This window comes from Caballeronia sp. ATUFL_F1_KS4A (assembly GCF_023630905.1).
In the GTDB taxonomy this organism is placed as follows: domain Bacteria; phylum Pseudomonadota; class Gammaproteobacteria; order Burkholderiales; family Burkholderiaceae; genus Caballeronia; species Caballeronia zhejiangensis.
Window position 1 is genome coordinate 1 of the sequence record NZ_JALQEB010000003.1, and the last position, 25,886, is coordinate 25,886.

Sequence of the window (25,886 nt, forward strand, 5' to 3'; positions counted from 1 at the left end):
AACTCAACCCTTGACGCTCAATACAGTTGCTTTCTTTGCAGCAGCAAAGAAAGTGACTGCCGCCCCGCACAGGGGCAGTGCTAATAGACCGACACGAAAACGGGATCCAGCGAAATCGCAAGCGAACCACCACAACAAGCGCCAGCAAGAACCCCAAAAAAAACCATGCCCCGCCCAACCCCAGAAGAACTCCTCGACAAACTCCACCGCGAGGAAGAAAAACGCGAGCGCGGCAGACTGAAGATTTTCTTCGGCGCATCGGCGGGCGTAGGCAAGACCTTCGCGATGTTGCAGGCCGCACGCCGCCGCCGCGATGAGGGCGTGGAAGTAGTCGTCGGCGTGGTCGAAACGCATGGCCGCAAGGAAACCCTTGCACTGGTCGAAGGCCTCGAAACGCTCCCGCCCGCGCGCATCGAACACCGCGGCCGTCTGCTCGCCGAATTCGACCTCGACGCCGCGCTCGCCCGAAAACCGCAACTCATCCTCGTCGACGAACTCGCGCACTCGAACGTGCACGGCTCGCGCCACATGAAGCGCTGGCAAGACGTGCAAGAACTGCTCGACGCGGGCATCGACGTCTATACGACCGTCAACGTCCAGCACCTCGAAAGCCTCAACGACATCGTCGGGCGCATCACCGGCATTCGGGTCTGGGAGACCGTGCCCGATCGCATCTTCGACCTCGCCGATGAAGTCACGCTCGTCGACCTGCCGCCCGAAGAACTGCTCGACCGTCTGCGCGAAGGCAAGGTCTACCTGCCGGCGCAGGCCGAGCACGCCGTGCGCAACTTTTTTCGCAAGGGCAATCTGATCGCGCTGCGCGAACTCGCCTTGCGCCGCACGGCCGATCGCGTCGACGCGCAAATGCGCGAATACCGCGCCGATCAGTCGATCGAACGCATCTGGCGCGCGCGCGAACGGCTCATCGCGTGCATCGGCCCGGGACCGGAAAGCGCGACGCTCGTGCGCGCGGCCGCGCGGCTCGCCACGGCGCTCAAGGCCGACTGGCTCGCGGTGTACGTCGAGACGCCGAAGCTGCAGCGCCTCTCCGACGATCAGCGCCGCCGCACGCTCGACGCGCTCAAGCTCGCCTCCGAACTCGGCGCGGAAACCGTCACGCTCGATGGCGCCGATGCCGCCGCGACGCTCATCGACTACGCGCACATGCGCAACGTGTCGAAGCTCGTGGCGGGCGCGTCGGCGAGCGCGGGATGGCGGCGTCTCATCGCTCGGCCGGTGAGCGAGCGCATCATCCGGCAAGGATCCGATATCGACGTGACGCTCGTGTCGACCGGCACACGCGACGCGCCACGCCGCACGATCACGCAAGCCTTCGGCACCTGGCGCGACGGCGCGCACTCGCCGCCGCGCGCCTATCTTCATGCGCTCGCGATCGGCGGCGGCATCACGCTCGTCGCCGACATGCTCGCCGCCCGTCAGTTCGCAATCACGAATCTCGTGATGCTCTATCTGCTCGGCGTGATCTTCGCGGCCGTGCGGCTCGGGCGCGGTCCCGGCGTGATGCTGTCGTTTCTGTCGGTCGCCGCGTTCGACTTCTTCTTCGTGCCGCCCGAGCTGTCTTTCTCCGTGACGGACACGCAGTATCTGCTCACGTTCCTCGTCATGCTGCTGACCTCGCTCACGATCAGTCATCTGACGTCGAGCCTGCGGCGCGAGGCGCGCATCGCATCGCAACGCGAGCGGCGCACGGGCGCGATGTACGCGATGACCAAGGAACTCGGCGCCGCGTTGATGACCGAGCAGATCATCGAGATCGGCACGCGCCACGTCGCGGAAGTGTTTCAGGCGAAGGTCGCGATGCTCCTGCCCGACGCCGCCGAGAAAGTGCGGCAGAAAGTGGACGAACCGAATCCCGATGTGACGCTCGATGCCGCGCGTCTCGATCTCGACATCGCGCAATGGGTCTATGACCAGCAGAAACCGGCCGGACGCGGCACCGAGACCTTGCCCGCGAGCCAGGCGCTTTATCTCCCGCTCAAGGCGCCGATGCGCACGCGCGGCGTGCTCGCGCTCGTGACCGGGCGCGAAGCCGAACTCGCGGTGCCCGAGCAGCGCCGCATGGTCGACACGTTCGCGTCGCAGATCGCGCTTGCGCTGGAACGCGTGCATTACGTCGAAATCGCGCAGGACGCGCTCGTCAACATGGAATCGGAGCGCCTGCGCAACTCGCTTTTATCCGCGATATCGCACGATCTGCGCACGCCGCTCACGTCGATCGTCGGCTTCGCTTCGGTGCTGGAGGAAGAGGCGCGGGAAGCAGGCGGCCAGAGCGAGGCATCGCAGGAACTCGTGCACGCGATCCACGAAGAAGCGCTGCGCATGAGCGGCCTCGTGATCAATCTGCTCGACATGGCGCGTCTGCAGGCGGGCGCGATCCGGCTGAATCGTCAATGGTCGATGCTCGAAGAAACCGTGGGCGCCGCGCTCGCGAGTTCGCGCCGCGTGCTCGCCGGGCGTCCCGTACAGACGCGCGTGCCGGCGGACCTGCCCTTGCTGCAACTCGACGCCGTGCTGATGGAGCGTCTCTTCGCCAACCTGCTGGAAAACGCCGCGAAGTACACGCCGCCCGCGACGCCGATCCGCATCGGCGCCGCGCTCGCGCACGACGGGGATGCGCGCTTCGTGCGCGTGTGCATCGACGATGAAGGGCCGGGCGTGCCGGCCGGCATGCAGAACCGTCTCTTCGACAAGTTCACGCGCGGCGAGAAGGAATCGGCGCAACCGGGCATCGGGCTCGGTCTCGCCATCTGCCGCGCGATCGTCGAGGCGCATGGCGGGCACATCGGCGTCGAGAATCGCGCGGACGCGAACGGGCGCGTTCTCGGCGCACGATTCTGGTTCACGCTGCCGGCCAACGATGCGCCGCCCGAAGAATTGCCGCCCGACGAGGATGTCGACTCGAAGGCGGCCGCGCCGGGAACGGACGATGTCTGACGCGGCGAATTATGATGTCGGCTCACGAGCAAACTGCAAACCAACGATGAGCCAACCGACTTTGAACGGCGAGCGCGTGCAGCTTCGTCCGCTGCAACGCGAGGATCGCGCCGCCTTGCTCGATGCAGCCGCCGACGGCGAACTCTGGAATCTGAGCGTGACGGTCGTGCCGAACGAAGACGCCATCGATCGTTATATCGACACCGCCCTCGCGGGCCGCGATGCCGGCACCGTGATGCCGTTCGTGATCGTGCGCGCCAGCGATGCGCGCGTCGTCGGCAGCACGCGTTACTGGAAGATCGACCGCGTGAACCGCAAGCTCGAAATCGGACATACGTGGCTCGCGGCATCGACGCAGCGAACGGGCATCAACACGGAAGCGAAGTTTCTGCTGCTCGCGCACGCGTTCGAAGCAATGCGTTGCGTGCGCGTGCAGTTCACCACCGACGAGCTCAATGCGAAATCGCGCGCGGCGATACTCGGCGTCGGCGCGAAACAGGAAGGCATCGTGCGGCACGAGCGCATCATGCCCGATGGCCGCAAGCGCAATTCGGTCCGCTTTTCGATCATCGACGACGAATGGCCCGACGTCAAAGCGATGCTGCTCGCCAAGCTCACGCGTCGAGCGTAGCGCGCGCCTTCAGCGCTTTCACGCGCGCCTTCATGAACGCGACGAAGCGGCGCGTGACGGTGTCGTCGCGTTCGTCTTGCCATGCAAGTCCGACGCGCCAGCGCGCCGCTCGATCGCGCAATGTCAGCACGCGCGCATCGCGCAGCAAGTACTGCGCGCGCGATGGCAGGAACGCCGCGCCCACGCCGCCCGCCACCGATGCGAGCACGGACTGGATATCGTCCGCTTCCTGAATCACGCGCGGCGCGAAATCGTGCTCCGCGCACCAGCGATCGATCTGCGCAGCAAGCCCCGGCCCGCGCCCACGCGACAGCGCGATGAATCCCGGTTCGTTCAGTTCGTTCAGATTCGCGGGCAGACGCTTGTAGCGCGTGTGCTCGGGCACGGCGAGCGCGAGCGTTTCATCGAGCACGGTGAAGCCGGAAAGCCCGGCGCTCGCGGGCATCCGCATGAATCCGACATCGAGCTTGTTCGCGAGGATGCGGCGCGTCTGTTCGTGCGACGAGAGATCGTGCAGCGTGATGCTCACGTCCGGATTCAGCGCGCCGAATTCGGCGATCAGCTTCGGCACATGCGTGAGCGTCGACAGGCACAAGCCGACGCGCAGAAATCCGCGCGCGCCGCTCGCGGCTTCGCGTGCGCGGGCCAGCACGGCGTCGGCGTCGCGCACGAGCGCTTGCGCATCGCCGATGAAGCCCGCGCCGAACGTCGTCAGATCCGCGCCGTGGCGTCCGCGTTCGAAGAGGCGCGCGCCGAGGCTTTCTTCGAGCGACGCAATCTGCTTGCTGAGCGCAGGCTGGCTCAAGTGCAGCGCTTCGGCGGCACGGCCGAAATGACGCAATTCGGCGATGGTGAGAAAGGAGCGCAGGAGTTTCAATTCCATTTGGCGATCGAACACGTCGAAACATTCATTTTACTTATCGATTGCCGAGCGCTTCAATGAGGATACTCACTCGTCACATCGGGAGTTCCACTTGGATGCCGCATCGTTTCGTGTCGCCGTCATCGCGCTCGAATCGCGGAAGGGCGATGCCGCGCTCGACTGTCGATTCATCGCCGCAAAGCTCGCCTATGCCGCGCGCCAAGGCGTGTGGCTCGCGCTGTTTTCCCCTTCGGGTATCGACGATTCGCGCGCCGATCCGTTCGACGATCCGTCGATTCACGCGATCGCCGCCGCCGTCGATGAAAGCGGCGTCGCGGCGGGCGTCGGCTGGATCGAGCGCACCGAAGACGGCGGGCGCTTCGACAGCTACGCGATATGTTTTCCCGGCGGCGCGCGCGTGCGTCATCGCATGCCGAGTGCGGCGCGGCGCGGTTCGCACAGCGGCAATCGCCTCGGCGTATTCGACGCGCATCCGCTTGCGCACGAGACGGAGCGCACGACGGAGCGCACGACGGAACGCACGATGCCGCGCGGTTCGCTGCCGCTCAGTTTCGCGATCGTCGGCCGTCATCGATTGACGGGTTGAATCGCGCCTCCGCACGGCTTTTATGTCCCGATACAATCGGACGAACAGCCCGGCACGGAGGTTTCGCACATGGATTTGATCATTCGCCGCGCGGCGCTCGCTCACTCGCGCGAACTCGTCGACATCGGCATGGAGGCGGGGCGCATCGCCGCGATCGAGCGGCATCTTGCGGCCACCGCGCGCGAGGAAATCGATGCGAACGGCTCGCTCGTCACCGCGCCTTTCGTCGACGCGCACTTCCATATGGACGCGACGCTTTCCTACGGCCTGCCGCGCGTGAATGCGTCCGGCACGCTGCTCGAAGGCATCGCGCTATGGGGTGAATTGAAGCCGGATCTCACGCAGGAAGCGCTCGTCGAGCGCGCGCTGCAGTACTGCGACTGGGCCGTCGCGCGCGGATTGCTCGCGATCCGTTCTCACGTCGATGTGTGCGATCCGCGGCTTCTGGCCGTCGAAGCGCTCGTCGAAGTGAAACGGCGCGTGAAGCCGTATCTCGATCTGCAACTTGTCGCGTTTCCGCAGGACGGCGTGTTGCGCAGCCCGGGCGCGTTCGACAATCTGAAGCGCGCGATCGCGATGGGCGTCGATGTCGTCGGCGGCATTCCGCACTTCGAGCGCACGATGGCGGACGGCGCGGCATCGGTGAAACTGCTGTGCGAATACGCGGCGGAGCAGGGCTTGCGCGTGGACATGCACTGCGACGAGTCCGACGATCCGATGTCGCGCCACATCGAAACGCTCGCTGCGGAGACGCATCGGCTCGGCTTGCATGGACGCGTCACCGGCTCGCATCTCACGTCGATGCATTCGATGGACAACTACTACGTCAGCAAGCTCATTCCGCTGATGCGCGAGGCGGGCGTGAATGCAATCGCGAATCCTCTCATCAACATCACGTTGCAGGGGCGCTCCGATACTTACCCGAAGCGGCGCGGCATGACGCGCGTGCCGGAACTGATGGCGGCGGGCATCACGGTCGCGTTCGGGCACGACTGCGTGATGGATCCGTGGTACAGCTTGGGTTCGGGCGACATGCTCGACGTCGCGCACATGGGCTTGCACGTCGCGCAGATGACGGGCGTCGACGCGATGCGCGCGTGCTTCGATGCGGTCACGAAAAATCCTGCGCGGATTCTCGGGCTCGAAGGGTATGGCATCGAAGTGGGCTGCAACGCGGATTGCGTGGTGCTGGATGCGCGCGATCCTGTCGAAGCGATTCGGCTGCGGGCGGCGCGAACGGTTGTTGTCAGGCGCGGAAAGGTGGTGAGCCGGAGTCCGGCCGTGCGCGCGACGCTGGCGCTGGAAGGAAGGCCGGGGGAGGTGGATTTCAGGATTGAGAGGCGATAAAAAACCCGGTCCTCGCGGACCGGGTTTTCGCATCAATCGGCAGGAGGCGTCAATGCACCGTCGCGCCCGACATCCCGTTATGCCTCAACAACGCGTCGATATCCGGCTCGCGCCCACGGAACGCCTTGAACGATTCCATCGCCGGACGGCTGCCGCCGACTTCCAGAATCTCGCGACGATAACGCGTACCCGTGGTCGCATCGAGCACCGAACCGCTTCCGGCCTTCGCGGCTTCCTCGAACGCGGCGTACGCATCGGCGGATAAAACTTCCGCCCACTTGTAGCTGTAATACCCCGCCGCATACCCGCCCGCGAAAATATGGCTGAACGTATTCGGCCAGCGCGAGAAGGGCGCCTGCGGGATCACATGGAACTTCTCGTTGATCGCGCGTGCGAGATCGTTGACGTTCTGCGTCGCGTTGGCCGGATCGTAGGACGTGTGCAGCACCATATCGAACATCGAAAAGACGATCTGGCGCAGCGTGCCCAAACCGCTCTGGAAGTTCTTCGCGGCGAGCATCTTGTCGAACAGTTCGCGCGGCAGCGGCGCGCCGGTTTCGACGTGCGCGGACATGTCGGTCAACACGTCCCATTCCCAGCAGAAATTCTCCATGAACTGCGACGGCAGTTCGACCGCATCCCACTCCACGCCGTTGATGCCCGACACGCCCAGTTCGTCGATGCGCGTCAGCATGTGATGCAGCCCATGCCCGAATTCGTGGAACAGCGTGATGACTTCATCGTGCGTGAAGCATGCGGGTTTGCCGCCCACCGGCGCCGAAAAGTTGCAGGTGAGATAAGCAACCGGCGTCTGCACGCCGCCTTCGCCGCGCTTGTGACGCGAGCGCGCGTCGTCCATCCATGCGCCGCCGCGCTTGCCTTCGCGCGCGTAGAGGTCGAGATAGAACTGCGCGACGAGCGTGCCGTCCTTGTTCTCGACGCGGAAAAAGCGCACGTCCGGATTCCACACGGCGGCTTCGTCGCGGCGGATCGACACGTTGAAGAGCGTCTCCGTCACCTTGAAGAGACCCTTCAACACGGCTTCTTGCGGGAAGTATTGCTTCACTTCGTTTTCCGAGAACGAATAGCGCTTCTGACGCAGCTTCTCCGCCGCGTACGCGATGTCCCACGGCTGCAACTCGGGCATGCCGAGCTCGGTCGCGGCGAACGCGCGCAGTTCCATCCAGTCGTTTTCGGCGTAGGGGCGGGCGCGCTTCGCCAAGTCTTCGAGGAACGCGATGACCTGCGCGGGCGATTCCGCCATCTTCGGCGCGAGCGACACTTCCGCGAAGTTCTGATAACCGAGCGTCTTCGCTTCTTCCTCGCGCAGCTTCAGATGCTCGACGACGTTCGCCGTATTGTCCCATTCGGCCTTGCCGTTGCCATAGGTCGCGCCGAGTTCGGACGCGCGCGTGACGTACGCGCGATACATCGCCTCGCGCATCGGACGATGCTCCGAATACTGCAGCACCGGGAAATACGACGGGAAATGCAGCGTGAACTTCCAGCCTTCCTTGCCGTCGCGTTGCGCGGCTTCGTGGGCGGCTTCGATCACGTCGTCGGGCAGACCGGCGAGATCGCTCTTCTGCGTGACGATGTACGCATAGGCGTTGGTCGAATCGAGGACGTGATCCGAAAACGCCTTCGACAGCGCCGCCTGTTCTTCCTGCAACTGCGCGAAACGCGGCTTGCGGTCTTCGGGTAATTCGGCGCCCGAGAGACGGAAATCGCGCAGCGAGTTTTCGAGGATTTTTTTGCGCTCGGCCGACAAGCCCGCGAATTCGGTACCGGCGGCGATCGCCTTGTACTTTTCGTAGAGCGCGAGATTCTGTCCGACGCTCGCCGAGAATTCGGTCACGCGCGGCAGGTTTTCAGCGTGGGCGGCGCGCAGTTCGGGCGTGTCGGCGACGGCGTTCAGATGGCCGACGATGCCCCACGCGCGCGACAATTTTTCCGATTCCTGCTCGACGGCCTCGACGACGTCTTTCCACGTCGCAGGCGTCTCGGGCGCGCTTGCACGGTCGACGGCGGCCTTGGCATTGGCAAGGAGCACATCGAGCGCGGGCGTGACGTGCGCCGGCTGAATCTCGCCGAAACGCGGAAGATCGGAGAAGTCGAGCAGCGGATTGGCCGCTGCCGCTTCGGACGTGATGGCTGACGTGGTATCGCTCATGGCTCTCCCGTGCTGATATTGGATGACGCCGCACGGGTGTCGCGCCCCGCGCCGGCTCGTTCGGAGATTATTGGGGCGGGCGCGGCAAATTCCAATCGTTTGTTTTTAAGGGGCCGATTAAGGCAATGCCCGGCATTCCCCTACAACCCGCGGCCGCCCCGCGCCGCTCAAGCCTGCGCCGCGCGCTCGGCCGCTTCGATCGTGTTGACGAGCAGCATCGTGATGGTCATCGGGCCGACGCCGCCCGGCACCGGCGTGATATAGCCCGCCACTTCCTTCACGCCCGCGAAATCGACGTCGCCGCACAGCTTGCCTTCGTCGTTGCGGTTCATGCCGACGTCGATGACCGTCGCGCCCGGCTTCACCATGTCGGCGGTGAGGATGTCGCGGCGGCCGACCGCGGCGACGATCACATCGGCGTCGCGCGTATGTTTGGCGAGGTCGCGCGTCTTGCTGTGGCAGATCGTGACGGTCGAGCCCGCTTCGAGCAGGAGCAGCGCCATCGGCTTGCCGACGATGTTCGAGCGCCCGATCACGACGGCGTTCGCGCCTTTCAGGTCGATGCCGTGCGCTTCGAACATCTTCATCACGCCGTAGGGCGTGCACGGGCGAAAGAGCGGCTTGCCGGTCAGAAGCGCGCCCGCATTGGCGACGTGAAAACCGTCGACGTCCTTTTCCGGCGCGATCGCCTCGATGACCTTGTGGCTGTCGATGTGGGCGGGCAGCGGCAGTTGCACGAGGATGCCGTGGATCGACGCATCGGCGTTGAGCTTTTCGATGTGCGCGAGCAGTTCGTTTTCGGCGAGCGTCGCGGGGAAACGGTCCATCACCGAGTGCAGGCCGTTGTCCTGGCAGGCCTTCACCTTGTTGCGCACGTAGACTTCGCTCGCCGGATTGTCGCCGACGAGCACGACGGCCAGGCCCGGCTTATGTCCACGGGCGGAGAGGGCGGCGGCGCGCCGGGCGACATCGGCGCGAAGGGTCTTGGATAGGGCGTTGCCGTCGATGAGTTGGGCGGTCATGGCGAATCGGATCGAGGATGGGCGAGGGCGCGCGAGGGCGTGAAGCCGACGCCGTGCCCGCCGCTCTGATCGGCGACGGTGCGCGGCGCTCGCGCAAGGTGCTGGGCGCTTGCTTGGCCGCTGTGCGGCAAATGCGCCCTTGGGAAGGGCGAAATTATACCGCCGGGCGCGCTCGGGAGTCTCGGCGGGTCACCGACGTGAAACCAGAATCTCGGATCCGCTGCGTGCCGATGAGTCTTCGCCCAGCGCTTGTCAAATTACTTGCCGCTTACCAGTAAACCACCGTTCTTCCGGGATACTCCCTGCCGCGTTATTTACCGATGCTTGCAGGAGAAAATCAAGAATGTCTTTCGGAAAATGTGCAGTCATATCATTGACGTTTAGCAGTGTCGTTTTGCTTTCCGCCTGCGGTGGCGGAGGCTCCGGCGGCGCGGATGAGAACCGTCAGCCCGCCAGCGCGCCCGCCGCGGCCGCACCGGCCAGCGCGGCGTCGTCGACGGTCCCTTCGACAGATTTGCCGACCAGCGCCAGCGCGCCTGCTGCGGCGTCTTCGCCGGCAACGGTGGGGGAAGCACTGCCGAGCCTCGCGAATCCGCAAGCAGGATCGACGGCGCAAACAGGAACGAACGCCGAAGGAATCTGGACGACGAATTCGCTGACGAACCGCACCATCGCGCTAGTCGATCCGGACGGCAATGTCTCGTCGCTCAATGCGATTGGGTCGATCGTGACCAGCGCACTCTATGGCGTCATCTCATACTCGCCGCAGGCCTGGACGCTGACGTCCGGTCTGTCTTTCAACAACATGCTGTTCGCGTATCCGACGAGCTCGGGAAGCGGAACCTACTCGCCGCGAAACACTTTCAGCGGGAGCTACGTCGCGAATGGAGCGACCACGGAGTTCTCGTCGAACTACGATGCAGCGAACGCATTGAGTGTCACGCAGCAGAGCGTCGCGGGCACCTGGACGCAATCGTCGACGTCGCTGACGATCGCCGACGACGGCTCTTTCACAGGCAAACTAAGCGGTTGCGACGTCAGCGGAAAAATGTTGCTGGCGACCCCCGGCAGCAATCGCAACATGTACGCCGTGACGATGAGCGTGGCGCCCGCCACTTCCTGCTCGGTGCCTGCCGGCACGACCTATACCGGCAACGCGGCCATTCTGTTCGTGCCGATCACCGGCAGCAATGGTTATCGCCGAACGGTTCTGTACAACGTGCATAACCTGAACGAACTTCGTTATGCCTACGGCCAGTTGACGAAACAATAGTCCTCTCGCCCTGAGCCGCGCGCCACCCCGCGCCCGCTCAGGGCGTCACCACCTTCCACGACGAATCCGGGTTGAACGACTTGATTGCCGCCGCCTTGCTTGCGGAAGCCGGGCCCAGATCCTTCTCGTAGATCTGTCCGTCCTGATTGACCATGAACGTCATCACGCCCGTCTGGCCGTAGCGCGCGGGTGTCGCGATGACGCCGAAACCCTGCGTCAGCCGTCCGTCCTGAAGATAGTTCTTCGCGCCGCCCGGTGCGTTCGAGCCTTGCGACGTCAGAATGCGGTAGTGATAGCCGTAGTAGCCGTCCTTGTCGGTCGGCTTGTTCGGCATCGTCTCGGCGAGCGGACCGAGCGGGCTTTCCGGCTCGCCCGGCGCCGTGTCCCAGTAAAGGCCGTCGTGCTTGCCGGGCGTGCTCACGAAGCGGTCGGCGTACCGCCCCGCCGTCTTGCGAAAGTCGTCCTGCGCGGCGACGACCGCGAGCGCGACCTGCATCGCCGATCGCTCGTTGCGCCCGATGCGCCTCGTCAGCAGCTCGTCGCGCGCGGCGCGCATGTCGAAGCGCCAGCCGTTCGCGACCTTGACGAGCGGAATCGGCAGCGTCCAGCCGTCCGTGCCCGCTTCGATGCGCGCTGAAGGATGTCCGTCGACCCTTTGCGCATCCTCGACGATGCGATGCTGCTGCGCCCACGCGCCGAGGTACGCGTAGATATCCTCCCGGCCGATGCTGCCTTCGGGCACATATCGGCGATGGTCCTTGCCGAGCACTTTGGCGAGCGCGGCTTCGTCGTTGGTGGCGATGGCGTCGGTGAACGCTTGCGCCGCCGCTTCGGGCGTCGGATAAACGGCCTGCGCGTGCGCGAGCGACGCGCCGAGCACGAGCGACGCGACCGCGAACGCGCGCAGGACGAGCTTCTTCGATGAGGCGAATGGTTTCATGTCGGGCTCCTGGATCTGGCGTTCGCCGCATTCGCGGCGTTTGACGATGGAATCGATCATCAACGGCGGAAGCCTCCGCCGCCGCCTCGATGGAACCCGCCGCCGCCTCCGCCACCGCCGTGGAATCCGCCACCGCCGCCGCCTTGAAATCCGCCGCCGCCACGTTGCACGCCGCCTCCGCCCGCGCCCAAACCACCGCCACCGCCACCGCCGCCGCCCGCCTGACGCTGAACACCGCCGCCACCTGCGCCGGCGCGCTCATGCGACTGATTGAACGACTGCCGGCTCGCCTGTCCGCGCTGCATGTCCTGGCGCGCGCCGTTGCCATCGCCCGCGCCGCGCAGCGCGTTGTCGCGATTTACGTCCTGCGAGCGCTGACGAAGATCGCTCGTCGTGCGCGCGTTCGGTCCGCCGCCCTCGCGGATGCTCTGCGCGCGCTGGCTCGCCGATTCGTTGAGGTTCTGGCCGGTGCGCTGCTGCAAGGTCTGCGCGGCTTGCGCGCGCGCATCCTCGCGGCCCCGGAACTGGTTGCCGTTCGCGCCGAGATTGGCGTTGTTCAGGTTCTGGCGGTTCGCGGCGACGTTCGTCCGGTTGAACTGCGGATCGTTGCGGTTCCAGCGGACGTTATTGCTGTTCGCATTGATGCGGTTGGCCGTGTTGATGTTGTTGTAGCGATTCACGTTGACGTTGACATCGCCGTGACCCCAGTTGCAGTTGCCCCACAGCGAATTCACGACCGCGACGCCTGTTGCGAACGCCATGCCGGTCATGAACGCCGACCCGATCGCATATCCCGGAGGCGGCGGCACATAGACCGGCGGATACGCGGGATATGGCCACGTCCCGTACACGACCGTCGGGTTGTAGGTCGGCACGTAGACGACTTGCGGATTGGCGGGCTCGATCTGGATCACCGTAGTGCTGGTGGTCGTACTGCCCGCCGGCGCGGGCGCGCTCGTGACTTTCTGCTGCTCGTTCGTCTTCAGATTGCCCGCGCTTTGCGCCGCGCGCCGCAGACGCTGAACGGAGTCCATCACGTCGCTCGGCTGCGCGATGAACGCGTTGCCGAGCTGCGTCACCCAGTCGATCTTGGAGGCCATCGTCGCGAGCGCCTGCGGGAAAGCGACGAGCGACTGCACGCTCGGGTCCCATGGCTGCGTCTGCACGGCTTTCACGGCGTCGTCGCCCTTGAGGTTCGGATTCGCCTTCGACCAGTCGGCCGCTTCGGTAATCTGCGACGGATACGTCGACGCCATCAGCACTTGCGCGAGCAGCGCATCCGGATAGAGCGCGACCGGCGCGGTCAGCGCGTCGAGTTGCTGGTTCGTGAGTTTCTGGCCGGCCGGCGCGGCGTTCTGCGCTTGCGCGTCGAGCGGATGCGCGGCGAAAAGCGGCATCGCGGCGAGCGTGACGGCGAACGCGATCGCTCTTGCCGTGCCGATTTGCGAACCAATGACACCCATTCGTTTCGACATCGAATCCCCCCGTGCGAGACGTTGCGAGATCGTTGCGCGTAGCCGGGATTGAAGCGAGGAAATCGGGTAGTGATCCGGCGTGATTCAGCCAATATCACTTTTCAGTTCGGCGTTCAACGAACTTTGGCGGGAAGGAGATTCGGGCGCATTCGCTCGCGAGCGCGCCGATAAACGCGCGGCCGGCATGACGATGCCGGCCGCGAAGGGGAGAGCCGAAGCGCTTATTGCTGCGGCTTGTTCGACAGCGCGAGACGCAGCAGATCGGCCACCGTGTTCACGGAAAGCTTCTCCATGATGTTCGCGCGATGCGCTTCGACCGTCTTGATGCTGATGCCGAGATCGTCGGCGATCTGCTTGTTCAGCCGCCCGGCGATGATGCGTTCTAGCACCTGATGCTCGCGCGCCGTCAGCTTGCCCAAGCGCTCTGCGGCCGCGCGCTGCTGCTGCACGCTGGTGCTCTCGCTGCGCGCCTTTTCGAGCATGCGCTCGACGAGCTTGCGCAGTTCGGCTTCGTCGAACGGCTTCTCGATGAAGTCCATCGCGCCCTTCTTCATGGTCGAGACGGCCATCGGGACGTCGCCGTGCCCCGTCACGAAGATGATCGGCAAGAGCGAGTTCTCGGCGATGAGCTTCTCCTGCAGTTCGAGCCCCGTCATGCCGGCCATGCGCACGTCGAGGATCAGGCAGGAAATCGCGCCGGAATGGGCGATCGGCAGGTAGACGTCGAGGAACGATTCCGCGCTGGAGAAACACTGAACGCGATAGCCGTTTGCTTCGAGCAGCCAGCGCAAGGAATCACGTACGGCTTCGTCATCGTCGACGACGAAGACGGTTTCCTGAGTGGTGACTGTGCTCATAGTTCTCCCGTAACTGTTTGTTGTCTCGTATGTTCGTCCTGCGCATCCGTGCCGCCCGTGCCCGAGCCGCCTTCCACTTCGCCGATAGGCAGGCTGCAGTGGAAAGTCGCGCCGGTCACGTGGCCGTCCGCTTCGACGTTGTTGACCACCCAAAGGCGCCCGCGATGCGACTCGATGATCGAACGGCAGATGTTCAACCCCATGCCCATGCCGTCGGACTTGGTGCTGTAGAACGGCTCGAAGAGACGCTCGGCGGTTGCTTCGTCCACGCCCGGACCCTGGTCGACCACGCTGATGCACACGAAGCCGCCGTCCATGCGCTGCACGACTACGCGTATCACCGGATCGACGGCGTGTGGTTTCGCATCATGCATCGCCTCGGCCGCGTTTTTCAACAGGTTGACCAACACTTGTTCGATCAAAACCGGGTCGACGTAAATGACGGGCATCCGCGAACGGATTTCGGTGACGATGCGGATCTTGCGTTTGCGCGCCTCGATCTCGGCGAGACCGACCGCGTCCGCGACGATATCCGCGACGCGCGCCGCCTGGCGCTTCGGTTCGCTGCGCTTCACGAACTCGCGGATGCGCTTGATGATCATGCCCGCGCGCACGGCCTGCTGCGCGGTTTTTTCGAGCACCGGAAGCAGCGTTTCCTGCGTCATGCGGCCGGATTTCACGAGCGCGACGCAGCCCGAGCAATAGTTGTTGATCGCGGCGAGCGGCTGATTCAGCTCGTGCGCGAGCGACGACGCCATTTCGCCCATCGTCATCAGGCGGCTCGTGAACTGGAGCTTTTCTTCCTGCTGATGCGCGAGTTCCTGCGCCTGCTTCCTCTGCGTGATGTCGGTGGCGATCTGCATCTGCGCGAGATGGCCGTCGACCCACTGAATGTACTGGCGGCGCACCTCGAACCACTTCTGAATGCCTTCGACGTAGACCTCCTGCGCGTCCGCCGAGCTTTCCGTGAGGGCGGTGGCGGGCAGGCCCGCGTAGGTATCGACCATGTCGATGGTGTCGGACGAGCTCTGCGAACCGCCGTCGAACGCCGCGCCCGCGAGTTCCAGATGGCCGTCCGGACGAATGCCGAACAGATGCCGGTAATAGCGGTTCGCGAACAGCAGTTCGGCTTCGTCGGCGGCGAGCACGGAGACGGCGGCGTCGAGACTTTCGAGGACGGTGGTGAAGCGCTCGTGCGCGGCGGCGAGTTCCTCACGCGCGCGTTTCGGTTCGGTGATGTCCGTCATCGACGACATCCAGCCCGTCTGACGGCCGGAACTGTCGATGAGCGGCGAGACATAGAGTCGCGCGTGGAAAAATGACCCGTCTTTTCGGCGCACACGCAGTTCGAAACCGGAAGAGGGCGCTTTGCCGCGCAGCGTCATGTCGAGCTGGCGCTGCATCTCCGGATACGCGTCGCGCGGCCAGTACGGGAACGGCGCGTTCTTGCCGACGAGATCGCTTTCGTCCCAGCCCGTCATCCGGCAGAACGCCGGATTCACGTGCGTGATGCGGCCGTGCATGTCGAGCACGCGCATGCCGATCAGCACGGAGTTTTCCATCGCGCGACGAAAGAACGCCTCGGCGTAGAGCGCCTGCTGCGCCTCGAAGCGCTGGCGCGTGTGCTTCCACAGACTCCAGAGACTCCACAGCACGAAGCACGACAAACCGGCGACGAGCCAGACGAGCGTGTTGTTGGTGAAGTTCGTGAGCTGCGGATACGAGTACACGCGCACCGACAGGCCTTGTCCGGGCGGGTCGAGCGGCAGGTCGTAGAACATGTCGCGCGGCAGGCGCGGGCGGCTCGATGTGGTCGCGAGCTCGCGGTTGTTCAGATCGGTGATGGAAATCTTGTATTTCGCCGACAATTCGCTCGGAATGTCGTGCTTCAGTATGCCTTCGATCGAAAACACGGCCGCGATCGAGCCGAGGAATTCGCGGTCGCGGAAAACCGGCGTCTGCAGCGTGATGTAGCCGTTGCCGAGATCGTCGTACAGCAACGGCGAGTAGACTTGGCGGCGGGTGGTGCGCGCTTCGTCGAAGGCGGCCTGCACGGCCTCGTCCATCTGCGTGTCGTTCGGCTTGGCGAGGCGCGATCCGAGCACGGGCAGCGGCGTATTCGGCCAGCGCGGCTTATGCTCGCTCGTGTACCAGTTCATGTAGAGGATCTCGGGATGCCCCTGCATGATGTCGGTGGACGAAGTCTGGAAGGTTTGCGGATCGCCGTGCCCTGTCGCGATGTCGCGCGCGAGCGCCTGGATCTGCTCCTGCGCACCGGTCATCGACAGGCGAATTTGTTGCTGAGCCCACGCGACGTTGCGATAAAGCGTGTCTTCCTGCTGCTGTTGCTCGCGCCGGTTCAGGCTCCAGAGAATCAGACTCATCACGATCAGAAACACCAGGATCGAAATGAGCGGCGTGAGTAAATAGGAGTTCGACCACCACGGTCCGTGGTGCCAGCGGGAGGGCGAGGCGTCGGTCGGCTTGCGCGCGGACCTCGCCGAGCGTTTGATCAGCCGTTCGGTCAACATGGAGCGATTGTAACGCACCACCTGATTGTTAAATGGCGTAAAAAGACGGTAAAGCGTGCTCAGTTGCAGGAAAAGGAGGAGAAACATCTGAACAAAAAAGTCTTATCGGACGGTGCGTTGCAGCAATTTTTCGCATGGTGAGATTAGCTCTCATGATTTGAAAAATTCCTTGCGTCATGGTCTGGACCCTCTTTAGAATTGCCGGCACGCGGCCAGTGCCCGCTTTTCCGCGTGTGTTCGCGGGCGTGTGCCGGCGGTTCTCATCGAGTGTTCCTCACATCAGGAGACGAGCATGTCCGCTGTACCCGACGAAGTTCTCAAATATGTCGCCAACGCCAAGGACGACGATCCTCAGGAAACCGCCGAGTGGCTCGATGCGCTCGACGGCGTGATTTCCGCGGTCGGTCCTGATCGCGCGCACTACCTGATCGAGAAACAGATCGAATTCGCTCGCGTGCATGGCGAGCACCTGCCGTTTTCGGCGAACACGCCGTACATCAACACGATCCCCGTCGCTTCGCAGGCGAAGATTCCGGGCGATCAGGACATCGAACACCGCATCCGCTCGTACACCCGCTGGAACGCCATCGCGATGGTGCTGCGCGCGGGCAAGGACACGAACGTCGGCGGTCACATCGCTTCGTTCGCATCGGCCGCGACGCTCTACGACGTCGGCTTCAATCACTTCTGGCACGCGCCTTCGAAAGATCACGGCGGCGACCTCGTCTTCGTGCAGGGCCACTCGTCGCCGGGCGTCTATTCGCGCGCGTTCCTGCTCGGCCGCCTGACCGAAAAGCAACTGAACAACTTCCGCCAGGAAGTGGGCGGCGAGGGCATCTCGTCGTATCCGCATCCGTGGCTGATGCCGGATTTCTGGCAATTCCCGACCGTGTCGATGGGCCTCGGCCCGATCATGGCGATCTATCAGGCGCGCTTCATGAAGTACATGGCCGCGCGCGGCATGGCGAAGACCGAAGGCCGCAAGGTCTGGGCCTTCCTCGGCGACGGCGAAACGGACGAGCCGGAATCGCTCGGCGCGATCGGCATGGCCGGCCGCGAGCGTCTGGACAACCTCGTGTTCGTCATCAACTGCAATCTGCAGCGACTGGACGGCCCGGTGCGCGGCAACGGCAAGATCATTCAGGAACTCGAAAGCGAATTCCGCGGCGCCGGCTGGAACGTCATCAAGGTCATCTGGGGCAGCCGCTGGGACGCGCTCTTTGCACGCGACAAGACCGGCGCGCTGATGCGCCGCATGATGGAAGTCGTCGACGGCGAGTACCAGACGTACAAGTCGGAGTCGGGCGCGTTCGTGCGCGAGCACTTCTTCAACACGCCGGAACTCAAGGCGCTCGTCGCCGACTGGTCCGATGACGACATCTGGAACCTGAACCGCGGCGGCCACGATCCGCACAAGATCTACGCGGCCTTCGACGCAGCGACCAAGACGAAGGGCGCGCCGACCGTCATCCTCGCCAAGACCATCAAGGGCTATGGCATGGGCGAGCATGGTCAGGCGATGAACATCACGCACCAGCAGAAGAAGCTGCCGATCGACACGCTGAAGAAATTCCGCGACCAATTCCGTCTGCCGCTTACCGACGAGCAGATCGCCGACGTGCCGTATCTCACGTTCGAGGAAGGCTCGAAGGAACTCGAATACATGCGCCAGAAGCGCATGGACCTGGGCGGCTATCTGCCGACGCGCCGCGAGAAGGCCGAATCGCTGCCGGTGCCGGCGCTGTCCGCGTTCGAGCCGCTCTTGAAGGGCACGGGCGAAGGCCGCGAAATCTCCACGACGATGGCGTTCGTGCGGATCCTCAACATCCTGCTGAAGGACAAGGCGCTCGGCAAGCGCATCGTGCCGATCGTCCCGGACGAGTCGCGCACGTTCGGCATGGAAGGCCTCTTCCGCCAGATCGGCATCTGGAATCAGGACGGCCAGAAGTACATCCCGGAAGACTCCGACCAGCTGATGTTCTACAAGGAATCGGAGACGGGGCAGATCCTGCAGGAAGGCATCAACGAAGCGGGTGGCATGTGTGACTGGATCGCGGCCGCGACGTCGTACTCGACGCACGGCGAGATCATGATCCCGTTCTACATCTTCTACTCGATGTTCGGCTTCCAGCGCATCGGCGATCTGGCGTGGGCCGCGGGCGACATGCGTTCGCGCGGATTCCTGCTGGGCGGCACGGCTGGCCGCACGACGCTGAACGGCGAAGGGCTGCAGCACGAAGACGGCCACTCGCTGCTGTGGGCGGCATCGATTCCGAACTGCGTGAGCTATGACCCGACGTTCGGTTACGAACTCGCCGTCATCATGCAGGACGGCCTGCGCCGCATGGTCGCGGACCAGGAGGACGTGTACTACTACATCACCGTGATGAACGAGAACTACGAGCATCCGGCGATCCCGCAAGGCGATGCCGTGGCTTCGGACATCATCAAGGGCATGTACGCCTTCAAGAAGGCCGATGCGCCGGCCAAGGCGCACGTTCAGTTGATGGGCGCGGGCACGATCTTCAACGAAGTCATCGCCGCGGCTCAACTGTTGAAGGACGACTGGGGCGTCAGCGCCGATCTGTGGAGCGTGCCGAGCTTCACCGAACTGGCCCGCGACGGTCAGGCGTGCGAGCGCTGGAACCTGCTGCATCCGACCGAAGAGAAGAAGCTGCCGCACGTCACGGCGCTGCTGAAGGACGCGAAGGGCCCGGTGATCGCATCGACGGATTACATCCGCGCGCTCGTCGACCAGATTCGCGGCTATGTCCCGCAGAAGTTCGTGGTGCTCGGCACCGACGGCTATGGCCGCTCGGATACGCGCGAAGCGCTGCGCCACTTCTTCGAAGTCGACCGCTACTGGGTGACGCTGGCTGCGCTCAACGCGCTGGCCGACGAAGGCACGATCGAGCGCAAGGTCGTCGCCGAGGCGATCAAGAAGTACAACCTCGACCCGTCCAAACCCAACCCGATGACCGTCTAAAGGCATCGCCCCCGTGCGTTGTGACGCGGCCTCTTTCCGAAGCGGAAGGAGGCCCGCGTGCGACCCAGGAGACACTAATAATGAGTCAAGCGATCGAAGTCAAAGTGCCGGACATCGGCGATTTCAAGGACATCCCCGTGATCGAGGTGCTGGTCAAGGTGGGTGATACGGTCGAACCCGAGCAGTCGCTCGTCACGCTCGAATCCGACAAGGCCACGATGGACGTGCCGAGCTCGGCAGCGGGCGTCGTGAAGGAAGTGAAGGTCAAGGTCGGCGATAACGTGTCGGAAGGCTCGCTCATCGTCGTGCTGGAAGGCGGCGCAGGCGGCGCGGCCGCACCGGCGCCCGCGCCCGCGCCGGCGGCACCGAAGGAAGTGCCCTCGGATGCGCCCGCGAAGCCCGCGCCCGCGCCGAAGGAAGCGCCGTCCGCGCTCGCGCAGGCGCCTGTCATTCCCGCCGGCGACGGCTCGCGCACGTCGAGCCACGCGTCGCCGTCGGTGCGCAAGTTCGCGCGGGAACTGGGCGTCGATGTGTCGCGCGTGCGCGGCACCGGGCCGAAGAACCGCATCACGCAGCAGGACATCACCGCGTTCGTGAAGGGCGTGATGTCGGGACAGGGCGCGGCGCCTGCGGCTGCGGCGCCGGCTGGCGGTGGCGGCGGCGAACTCGGCCTCTTGCCGTGGCCGAAGATCGACTTCACGAAGTTCGGTCCGGTCGAGCCGAAGCCGCTCTCGCGCATCAAGAAGATTTCGGGCGCGAACCTGCATCGCAACTGGGTGATGATCCCGCACGTCACGAACAACGACGAAGCCGACATCACCGAGCTCGAAGAATTGCGCGTGAAGCTCAACAAGGAGCACGAGAAAGCGGGCGTGAAGTTCACGATGCTCGCGTTCGTCATCAAGGCCGTGGTCTCGGCGCTGAAGAAGTTCCCGGACTTCAACGCGAGCCTCGACGGCGACAACCTCGTCTTCAAGCAGTACTACCACATCGGTTTCGCGGCCGATACGCCGAACGGCCTCGTCGTTCCGGTGATCCGCGACGCGGACAAGAAGGGCCTCGTCGATATCGCCAAGGAAATGGCGGAACTGTCGAAGCTCGCGCGCGACGGCAAGCTGAAGCCCGATCAGATGCAGGGCGGCTGCTTCTCGATCTCGTCGCTGGGCGGCATCGGCGGGACGCACTTCACGCCGATCATCAACGCGCCCGAAGTCGCGATCCTCGGTCTGTCGCGCGGCTATCAGAAGCCCGTGTGGGACGGCAAGCAGTTCGTGCCGCGCCTCACGCTGCCGATGTCGCTGTCGTATGACCATCGCGTCATCGACGGCGCGGCCGCGGCGCGCTTCAACGCTTATCTGTCGGCGATTCTGGGCGATTTCCGTCGCGTCATTCTCTGATCTGCTGATCTGGCCGACGGCGGAACCTCGGACGTTCGTCCGAGGTTCCATCCGCATATCTCTTAGGGGACAACATGAGTCTCGTCGAACTAAAAGTACCCGACATCGGCGACTTCTCCGATGTCGATGTCATCGAAGTCAATATCAAAGCCGGCGACGTCATCGAAAAGGAACAGGGCGTCATCACGCTCGAAACCGACAAGGCCACGATGGAAGTGCCCGCGGATGTCGCGGGGACCATCAAGGAAGTGAAGGTCAAGCAGGGCGACAAGGTGAGCCAGGGCTCGGTCATCGCGATGATCGAAACCGCCGGCGCTGCGGCCGCGCCATCGCCGGCTCCGGCTCCCGCCGCTGCGCCCGCACCGGCTGCGGCTTCGGGCGGCGGCGTGCAGGACGTGAAGGTGCCGGATATCGGCGACTTCAAGGACATTCCCGTCATCGAAGTGCATGTGAAGCCGGGCGATACGGTCGAAAAGGAGCAGTCGCTCATCACGCTCGAATCCGACAAGGCGACGATGGACGTGCCGTCGCCTGCCGCCGGCACGGTCAAGGAAGTGAAGGTGAAGGTCGGCGACAACGTGTCGGAAGGCACGCTGGTTCTGACGCTCGAAGGCGGCGCGTCCGCTGCGGCGCCTGCTCCCGCGCCCCAGAAAGCGGCGCCGGCAGCCGCGCCGACGCCCGCGCCGCAAGCAGGCAGCTACGCCGGCGCGGCCGATGTCGAATGCGACATGCTCGTGCTCGGCGCCGGTCCCGGCGGTTATTCGGCGGCATTCCGTTCCGCCGATCTCGGCATGAAGACCGTGCTCGTCGAGCGTTATTCGACGCTCGGCGGCGTGTGTCTGAACGTCGGCTGCATTCCGTCGAAGGCGTTGCTGCACACGGCGCTCGTCATCGACGAAGCGGCCGAGCTCGCGGCGCACGGCATCAGTTTCGGCGAGCCGAAGGTCGATCTCGACAAACTTCGCGGCTTCAAGGAAGGCGTCGTCAAGAAGCTGACCGGCGGTCTCGCGGGCATGGCGAAGGCGCGCAAGGTCCAGGTCGTGACGGGCGTCGGCGCGTTCGTCGATCCGAATCACATGGAAGTGAACGGCGCGGACGGCAAGAAGGTCGTCAAGTTCAAGCAGGCGATCATCGCGGCGGGTTCGCAGGCGGTGAAGCTGCCGTTCTTCCCGGACGATCCGCGTGTCGTCGATTCGACCGGCGCGCTCGAACTGCGCCAGCTTCCGAAGCGCATGCTGGTGGTGGGCGGCGGCATCATCGGGCTGGAAATGGCGACGGTGTATTCGACGCTCGGCGCGGACATCGACGTCGTCGAAATGCTCGACGGCCTGATGCTCGGCGCGGACCGCGATCTCGTGAAAGTCTGGGAGAAGTTCAATTCCAAGCGCTTCACGAACGTGATGCTCAAGACCAAGACGACCAAGGCGGAAGCCAAGGAAGACGGCATCTATGTGACATTCGAAGGCGAGAAGGCGCCGGCCGAGCCGCAGCGCTACGACCTCGTGCTGCTCGCGGTCGGCCGCAGCCCGAACGGCGGCAAGATCGGCGCGGACAAGGCGGGCGTCGCGGTGACGGATCGCGGCTTCATCAACGTCGACAAGCAGATGCGTACCAACGTGCCGCACATCTTCGCGATCGGCGATCTCGTCGGCCAGCCGATGCTCGCGCACAAGGCCGTGCACGAAGGCCACGTCGCGGCGGAAGCGGCGCACGGCGAGAAGGCGTATTTCGACGCGCTGCAGATTCCGTCCGTCGCTTATACGGATCCGGAAGTGGCGTGGGCTGGCAAGACGGAAGAGCAGTGCAAGGCCGAAGGCATCAAGTTCGGCAAGGCGGTGTTCCCGTGGGCCGCGTCGGGCCGCGCGATCGCCAACGGCCGCGACGAAGGTTTCACCAAGCTCATCTTCGATGAAGAGACGCATCGCGTGATCGGCGGCGGCATCGTCGGTCTGAATGCGGGCGATCTCATCAGCGAAGTGTGTCTCGCGATCGAGATGGGCGCGGATGCGACCGACATCGGCAAGACGATCCACCCGCACCCGACGCTCGGCGAATCGGTCGGCATGGCCGCCGAGTTGTACGAAGGCGTGTGCACGGACTTGCCGCCGCAGCGCAAGAAGTAAGCGTCCGCGGTTACAGAAGAAAGGCGCGCTCCTTGACCGGAGCGCGCCTTTTTGTTTGTGGGATTCACGAGCAATAGACGACAAAAAACCCGGCGCGATGGCCGGGTTCTTCGCGATTCTTGCTGCATCGGCCGGGCAGGGGCCCGGCGGCAAACTTACGCAACCGACTTCTTGGTGGCGCGGGCAGCTTGCTCGGTCGCTTGCGTAGCGGCCTTCGTCGCAGCCGTAGCGGCAGCGTTGAAGTTGCTTTCAGCAATTTCGACAGCTTGCTTCGTTGCCTTGTGAACCGTTTCGTACGTCGTGTTGGCGGCGGTGATGGCCGACTTCATGACGGCGACGGCGGTTTCCGAACCGGCCGGTGCGTTCTTCGCGACGTTGTCGACGAGCGTTTGGACCTTGCGGTTCTGCTCTTCGTACTGCGCTTCCGCGACGCGGGCGAATTCGGCTTGCGTGGCCGACGCGATTTCATACAGGTGACGGCCGTACGACAGCACCTTTTCCGCGACCGGCTGGGTCAGGCTGGCTTGCAGGGCGAGCAGTTCCTGCGCGTCCTTCACCGACAGCGCGCGCTGTGCGTTTTCCTGGCTTTCGGCCAGCGTGGACTTCACAACTTGCAGGTTCAGTTCGACGAGCTTCTCAACGCCTTCGAACGCCTTGTTCGTGAGGCCGAACAGCGTGTCGAAGTTGGCTTTCTGTGCAGCGGCGATTTGCTCGGGGGTCAACAGCGTCATCTCAGGCTCCTGATGGCAGACCCATCAACGCGGGTCGTGGTTTGGGTAGATCCGGCGCGATATACCTGCCGGCTAGGTGCAACTGCGATTGGTGCGTCGCAACATGAGACCCATTTTAGAGATATTCCGATGGATGTCAAGCACTTTTTGTGCGCCGCACAATAGGCAGAAACCGTATGTTAAACAACAACTTACATGCCGATTGCGTGGTCGAAATAAACGTCCGTGGAAACCCTATGCACTCAAGCTGGGCATGGCTTCCGACACGCATCGGGCCGCATGTTCAACACGATCAAAGCACGGCTCGATGAAACTTTGATGTTCCGGCGACGCGGACAGCGCGGCTTCTGCGGCAATGCGGAAGCGAGATATTTCTGAAGGTCGTCTTATTTTTAGGATGTCGCCGTACACCAAATTGTTGAAGAAACGTTAACATTTCGGCTGTCCGAGTTGTCTCGTGATCGTCTGTGCGCTCCGTTGGTGCTGACTCCCGTTCGTATCTCTGCGTTTTGTCTGATCCGATCCTCACGTTTCACTAAAGTCGTGGAAAGTTTTGCCGATAGTGCGTTTGTCGCGGTGTAGCAAAGCGCATTTTGGGCAGCACTATTTCGCCGGGCCGATCGTTTTTTCCGATCGAGGCGGTTTTTTGTTCAGCAATACGCAATCACGGCTTACAACTCGGTTTAACGAGTGCCGATAAGTGCTTAATATTGCTTAAATTTCGTAGCTTCACTACACTTGGCGGTACCCTCCAGCCGCCCAACAGAACACTAATGAAAACCGAAATGTTTTCGTCGTTGAAGGTGGTGCATGGCGTGGCAGTGCGCTCGGCATTGTCCATCGCCGTCTCCATCGCAGTAGCGACGTCCTTCGCAGCGGCTCCGGCTGAAGCCCTCGCGAAGACCGCCACCCAAACCAAAACCGCAAAGAAATCCACCGCCAAGGCTGAAAAGCCCGCGCGCGTCGCCAAGACCACGCTGAAAGCGCCGAAGCCCGCGAAAGCGGCGAAAGTCGCCGCGGCCGATGACGACGATGACGCGCCGCGCGCATCGCGCAAGCGTCGCGCGTCGTATCGCATGGAAGCGCATTCGCGACGCGCCGCGGTGCACGCGGTTGCGTTCCAGCCGCGCGCGACGTCGGTTGGTCAGGCGTTCGGACTGCACGATACCCCCGACAGCCTCGCGCTGCGTTCGAGCGTGGCTTACGTCGTCGACCAGAACACGTCCGAGACGCTCTTCGACAAGAACTCGCGCGCCGTCGTGCCGATCGCATCGATCACGAAGCTGATGACCGCGATGGTCGTGCTCGATTCGCACATGCCGCTGACCGATGAAATCACCGTCACCGACGAAGACCGCGACTACGAGAAGTTCACGGGTTCGCGCCTCGCGGTCGGATCGCAACTGAATCGCGAAGACATGCTGCACATCGCGCTGATGGCGTCGGAAAATCGCGCGGCGGCGGCACTGTCGCGCTATTACCCGGGCGGCCGTCCGGCGTTCATCGCCGCGATGAACGCGAAGGCCAAGTCGCTCGGCATGGTCGACACGCACTTCGAAAATTCCACGGGACTCACGAGCCAGAACGTGTCGAGCGCGCGCGACCTCGTGAAGATGGTCAACGCGGCGTATCAATATCCGCTGATCCGCAAGTTCTCGACCGACCGCAGCTACGACGTCTTCACCGGCAAGCGCAATCTCGCCTACAACAGCACGAACGCGCTGATCCGCAATGCTTCGTGGGACATCGGCTTGCAGAAGACGGGCTTCATCAACGAAGCGGGCGAGTGCCTCGTGATGCAGGCAACCGTCAACGGCCGTCCGGTCGTCATCGTGCTGCTCGATTCGTACGGCAAGTATTCGCGCTTCGCCGACGCGGGCCGTCTGCGTTCGTATCTCGATACGCTCGGCGAGCCGCATATCATGAGCGCGGACATGGGCAGCGGCGCAAATCCTTGAGCGCCTGATCTTCGCTGA

General features: G+C 63.8%; 18 protein-coding genes and 1 pseudogene. 10 read left to right on the forward strand and 9 right to left on the reverse strand.

Going from position 1 to position 25,886, the window contains the following annotated elements; translation table 11 throughout:
• The first annotated feature begins 165 nt into the window (after positions 1 to 165).
• Together NCS03_RS05510 and NCS03_RS05515 are read left to right on the forward strand one after the other, a co-directional pair.
• Entirely contained in the window at positions 166 to 2,955 is a 2,790-nt protein-coding gene (locus NCS03_RS05510; protein WP_250528906.1) for a DUF4118 domain-containing protein, read from the forward strand.
• Between the two features lie 46 nt (positions 2,956 to 3,001).
• On the forward strand, positions 3,002 to 3,586 hold the full coding sequence (locus NCS03_RS05515; protein WP_250528907.1) for a GNAT family N-acetyltransferase: 585 nt from the start codon (positions 3,002 to 3,004) through the stop codon (positions 3,584 to 3,586).
• On the opposite strand, the gene NCS03_RS05520 is transcribed toward NCS03_RS05515, so the two are convergent.
• A complete protein-coding gene (locus NCS03_RS05520) occupies positions 3,570 to 4,469 on the reverse strand; it encodes a LysR family transcriptional regulator (RefSeq protein WP_033537202.1) in 900 nt (299 codons plus the stop codon). The two genes, NCS03_RS05515 and NCS03_RS05520, sit on opposite strands and share 17 nt — an antisense overlap.
• Before the next feature lie 91 nt (positions 4,470 to 4,560).
• Here NCS03_RS05520 and NCS03_RS05525 point away from each other — a divergent pair, with 91 nt between their 5' ends.
• Both NCS03_RS05525 and NCS03_RS05530 read left to right on the forward strand, forming a co-directional pair.
• Entirely contained in the window at positions 4,561 to 5,055 is a 495-nt protein-coding gene (locus NCS03_RS05525) for a carbon-nitrogen hydrolase family protein (RefSeq protein WP_250528908.1), read from the forward strand.
• 69 nt (positions 5,056 to 5,124) lie between these two features.
• Positions 5,125 to 6,402 carry an amidohydrolase family protein gene (locus tag NCS03_RS05530; RefSeq protein ID WP_008350489.1) on the forward strand — a complete coding sequence of 426 codons (1,278 nt, stop codon included), beginning with the start codon at positions 5,125 to 5,127 and terminating at the stop codon, positions 6,400 to 6,402.
• A gap of 49 nt (positions 6,403 to 6,451) precedes the next feature.
• On the opposite strand, the gene NCS03_RS05535 is transcribed toward NCS03_RS05530, so the two are convergent.
• The 3 genes from NCS03_RS05535 to NCS03_RS05545 form a co-directional block, all read right to left on the reverse strand.
• Complete coding sequence (locus NCS03_RS05535) at positions 6,452 to 8,575, reverse strand: M3 family metallopeptidase (protein ID WP_034474086.1); 2,124 nt, start codon at positions 8,573 to 8,575, stop codon at positions 6,452 to 6,454.
• A 167-nt stretch (positions 8,576 to 8,742) separates the two neighbouring features.
• Positions 8,743 to 9,597, reverse strand: a complete 855-nt coding sequence (folD, locus tag NCS03_RS05540; RefSeq protein WP_250439530.1) for a bifunctional methylenetetrahydrofolate dehydrogenase/methenyltetrahydrofolate cyclohydrolase FolD — start codon at positions 9,595 to 9,597, stop codon at positions 8,743 to 8,745.
• 444 nt (positions 9,598 to 10,041) lie between these two features.
• The gene (locus NCS03_RS05545) at positions 10,042 to 10,269 is read right to left on the reverse strand and encodes a hypothetical protein (RefSeq protein WP_235366345.1); all 228 of its coding nucleotides are present in this window, start codon (positions 10,267 to 10,269) and stop codon (positions 10,042 to 10,044) included.
• A gap of 55 nt (positions 10,270 to 10,324) precedes the next feature.
• Here NCS03_RS05545 and NCS03_RS05550 point away from each other — a divergent pair, with 55 nt between their 5' ends.
• A complete protein-coding gene (locus NCS03_RS05550; RefSeq protein ID WP_239294958.1) occupies positions 10,325 to 10,870 on the forward strand; it encodes a hypothetical protein in 546 nt (181 codons plus the stop codon).
• A 37-nt stretch (positions 10,871 to 10,907) separates the two neighbouring features.
• Here the strand turns inward: NCS03_RS05550 and NCS03_RS05555 are convergent, their stop codons facing one another.
• The 4 genes from NCS03_RS05555 to fixL form a co-directional block, all read right to left on the reverse strand.
• Positions 10,908 to 11,810 carry a DUF2950 domain-containing protein gene (locus NCS03_RS05555; RefSeq protein WP_250519358.1) on the reverse strand — a complete coding sequence of 301 codons (903 nt, stop codon included), beginning with the start codon at positions 11,808 to 11,810 and terminating at the stop codon, positions 10,908 to 10,910.
• Between the two features lie 59 nt (positions 11,811 to 11,869).
• Positions 11,870 to 13,273, reverse strand: a complete 1,404-nt coding sequence (locus NCS03_RS05560) for a DUF3300 domain-containing protein (protein WP_502801515.1) — start codon at positions 13,271 to 13,273, stop codon at positions 11,870 to 11,872.
• A gap of 233 nt (positions 13,274 to 13,506) precedes the next feature.
• Entirely contained in the window at positions 13,507 to 14,142 is a 636-nt protein-coding gene (gene fixJ / locus NCS03_RS05565) for an oxygen response regulator transcription factor FixJ (protein WP_008350478.1), read from the reverse strand.
• Positions 14,139 to 16,673: an oxygen sensor histidine kinase FixL gene (gene fixL, locus NCS03_RS05570; RefSeq protein WP_034472179.1), complete on the reverse strand. Its 2,535-nt coding sequence runs from the start codon at positions 16,671 to 16,673 to the stop codon at positions 14,139 to 14,141. Before fixL ends, fixJ begins: the two co-directional genes overlap by 4 nt.
• Before the next feature lie 292 nt (positions 16,674 to 16,965).
• On the opposite strand from fixL, the gene aceE reads away from it, so the two are divergent.
• The 4 genes and pseudogenes from aceE (at position 16,966) to lpdA (ending at position 23,179) form a co-directional block, all read left to right on the forward strand.
• On the forward strand, positions 16,966 to 19,659 hold the full coding sequence (gene aceE, locus NCS03_RS05575) for a pyruvate dehydrogenase (acetyl-transferring), homodimeric type (RefSeq protein ID WP_034472145.1): 2,694 nt from the start codon (positions 16,966 to 16,968) through the stop codon (positions 19,657 to 19,659).
• A gap of 80 nt (positions 19,660 to 19,739) precedes the next feature.
• The gene (gene aceF, locus NCS03_RS05580) at positions 19,740 to 21,056 is read left to right on the forward strand and encodes a dihydrolipoyllysine-residue acetyltransferase (protein WP_250434441.1); all 1,317 of its coding nucleotides are present in this window, start codon (positions 19,740 to 19,742) and stop codon (positions 21,054 to 21,056) included.
• 74 nt (positions 21,057 to 21,130) lie between these two features.
• Positions 21,131 to 21,298: pseudogene (locus NCS03_RS31255) on the forward strand (biotin/lipoyl-containing protein); the annotation flags it as partial.
• A 144-nt stretch (positions 21,299 to 21,442) separates the two neighbouring features.
• Positions 21,443 to 23,179 (forward strand): dihydrolipoyl dehydrogenase, encoded by a 1,737-nt coding sequence (lpdA, locus tag NCS03_RS05585; RefSeq protein WP_033537214.1) that lies wholly within the window; start codon positions 21,443 to 21,445, stop codon positions 23,177 to 23,179.
• A gap of 155 nt (positions 23,180 to 23,334) precedes the next feature.
• Here lpdA and NCS03_RS05590 read toward each other — a convergent pair whose 3' ends face one another.
• Positions 23,335 to 23,910 (reverse strand): phasin family protein, encoded by a 576-nt coding sequence (locus NCS03_RS05590; RefSeq protein WP_008350468.1) that lies wholly within the window; start codon positions 23,908 to 23,910, stop codon positions 23,335 to 23,337.
• A gap of 773 nt (positions 23,911 to 24,683) precedes the next feature.
• On the opposite strand from NCS03_RS05590, the gene pbpG reads away from it, so the two are divergent.
• Positions 24,684 to 25,868, forward strand: a complete 1,185-nt coding sequence (gene pbpG / locus NCS03_RS05595; RefSeq protein ID WP_033537204.1) for a D-alanyl-D-alanine endopeptidase — start codon at positions 24,684 to 24,686, stop codon at positions 25,866 to 25,868.
• Positions 25,869 to 25,886 lie beyond the last annotated feature (18 nt).

Bases quoted from the DNA above. Each gene is read 5' to 3' on its own strand.
- NCS03_RS05560 (WP_502801515.1), bottom strand. From the start codon at position 13,273: ATGGGTGTCATTGGTTCGCAAATCGGCACGGCAAGAGCGATCGCGTTC.
- fixJ (WP_008350478.1), bottom strand. From the start codon at position 14,142: ATGAGCACAGTCACCACTCAGGAAACCGTCTTCGTCGTCGACGATGAC.
- NCS03_RS05555 (WP_250519358.1), bottom strand. From the start codon at position 11,810: ATGAAACCATTCGCCTCATCGAAGAAGCTCGTCCTGCGCGCGTTCGCG.
- NCS03_RS05515 (WP_250528907.1), top strand. From the start codon at position 3,002: ATGAGCCAACCGACTTTGAACGGCGAGCGCGTGCAGCTTCGTCCGCTG.
- aceF (WP_250434441.1), top strand. From the start codon at position 19,740: ATGAGTCAAGCGATCGAAGTCAAAGTGCCGGACATCGGCGATTTCAAG.
- folD (WP_250439530.1), bottom strand. From the start codon at position 9,597: ATGACCGCCCAACTCATCGACGGCAACGCCCTATCCAAGACCCTTCGC.
- NCS03_RS05510 (WP_250528906.1), top strand. From the start codon at position 166: ATGCCCCGCCCAACCCCAGAAGAACTCCTCGACAAACTCCACCGCGAG.
- fixL (WP_034472179.1), bottom strand. From the start codon at position 16,673: ATGTTGACCGAACGGCTGATCAAACGCTCGGCGAGGTCCGCGCGCAAG.
- NCS03_RS05520 (WP_033537202.1), bottom strand. From the start codon at position 4,469: ATGGAATTGAAACTCCTGCGCTCCTTTCTCACCATCGCCGAATTGCGT.
- NCS03_RS05590 (WP_008350468.1), bottom strand. From the start codon at position 23,910: ATGACGCTGTTGACCCCCGAGCAAATCGCCGCTGCACAGAAAGCCAAC.
- NCS03_RS05530 (WP_008350489.1), top strand. From the start codon at position 5,125: ATGGATTTGATCATTCGCCGCGCGGCGCTCGCTCACTCGCGCGAACTC.
- aceE (WP_034472145.1), top strand. From the start codon at position 16,966: ATGTCCGCTGTACCCGACGAAGTTCTCAAATATGTCGCCAACGCCAAG.
- pbpG (WP_033537204.1), top strand. From the start codon at position 24,684: ATGAAAACCGAAATGTTTTCGTCGTTGAAGGTGGTGCATGGCGTGGCA.
- NCS03_RS05545 (WP_235366345.1), bottom strand. From the start codon at position 10,269: ATGGTGCGGTTCGTCAGCGAATTCGTCGTCCAGATTCCTTCGGCGTTC.
- NCS03_RS05535 (WP_034474086.1), bottom strand. From the start codon at position 8,575: ATGAGCGATACCACGTCAGCCATCACGTCCGAAGCGGCAGCGGCCAAT.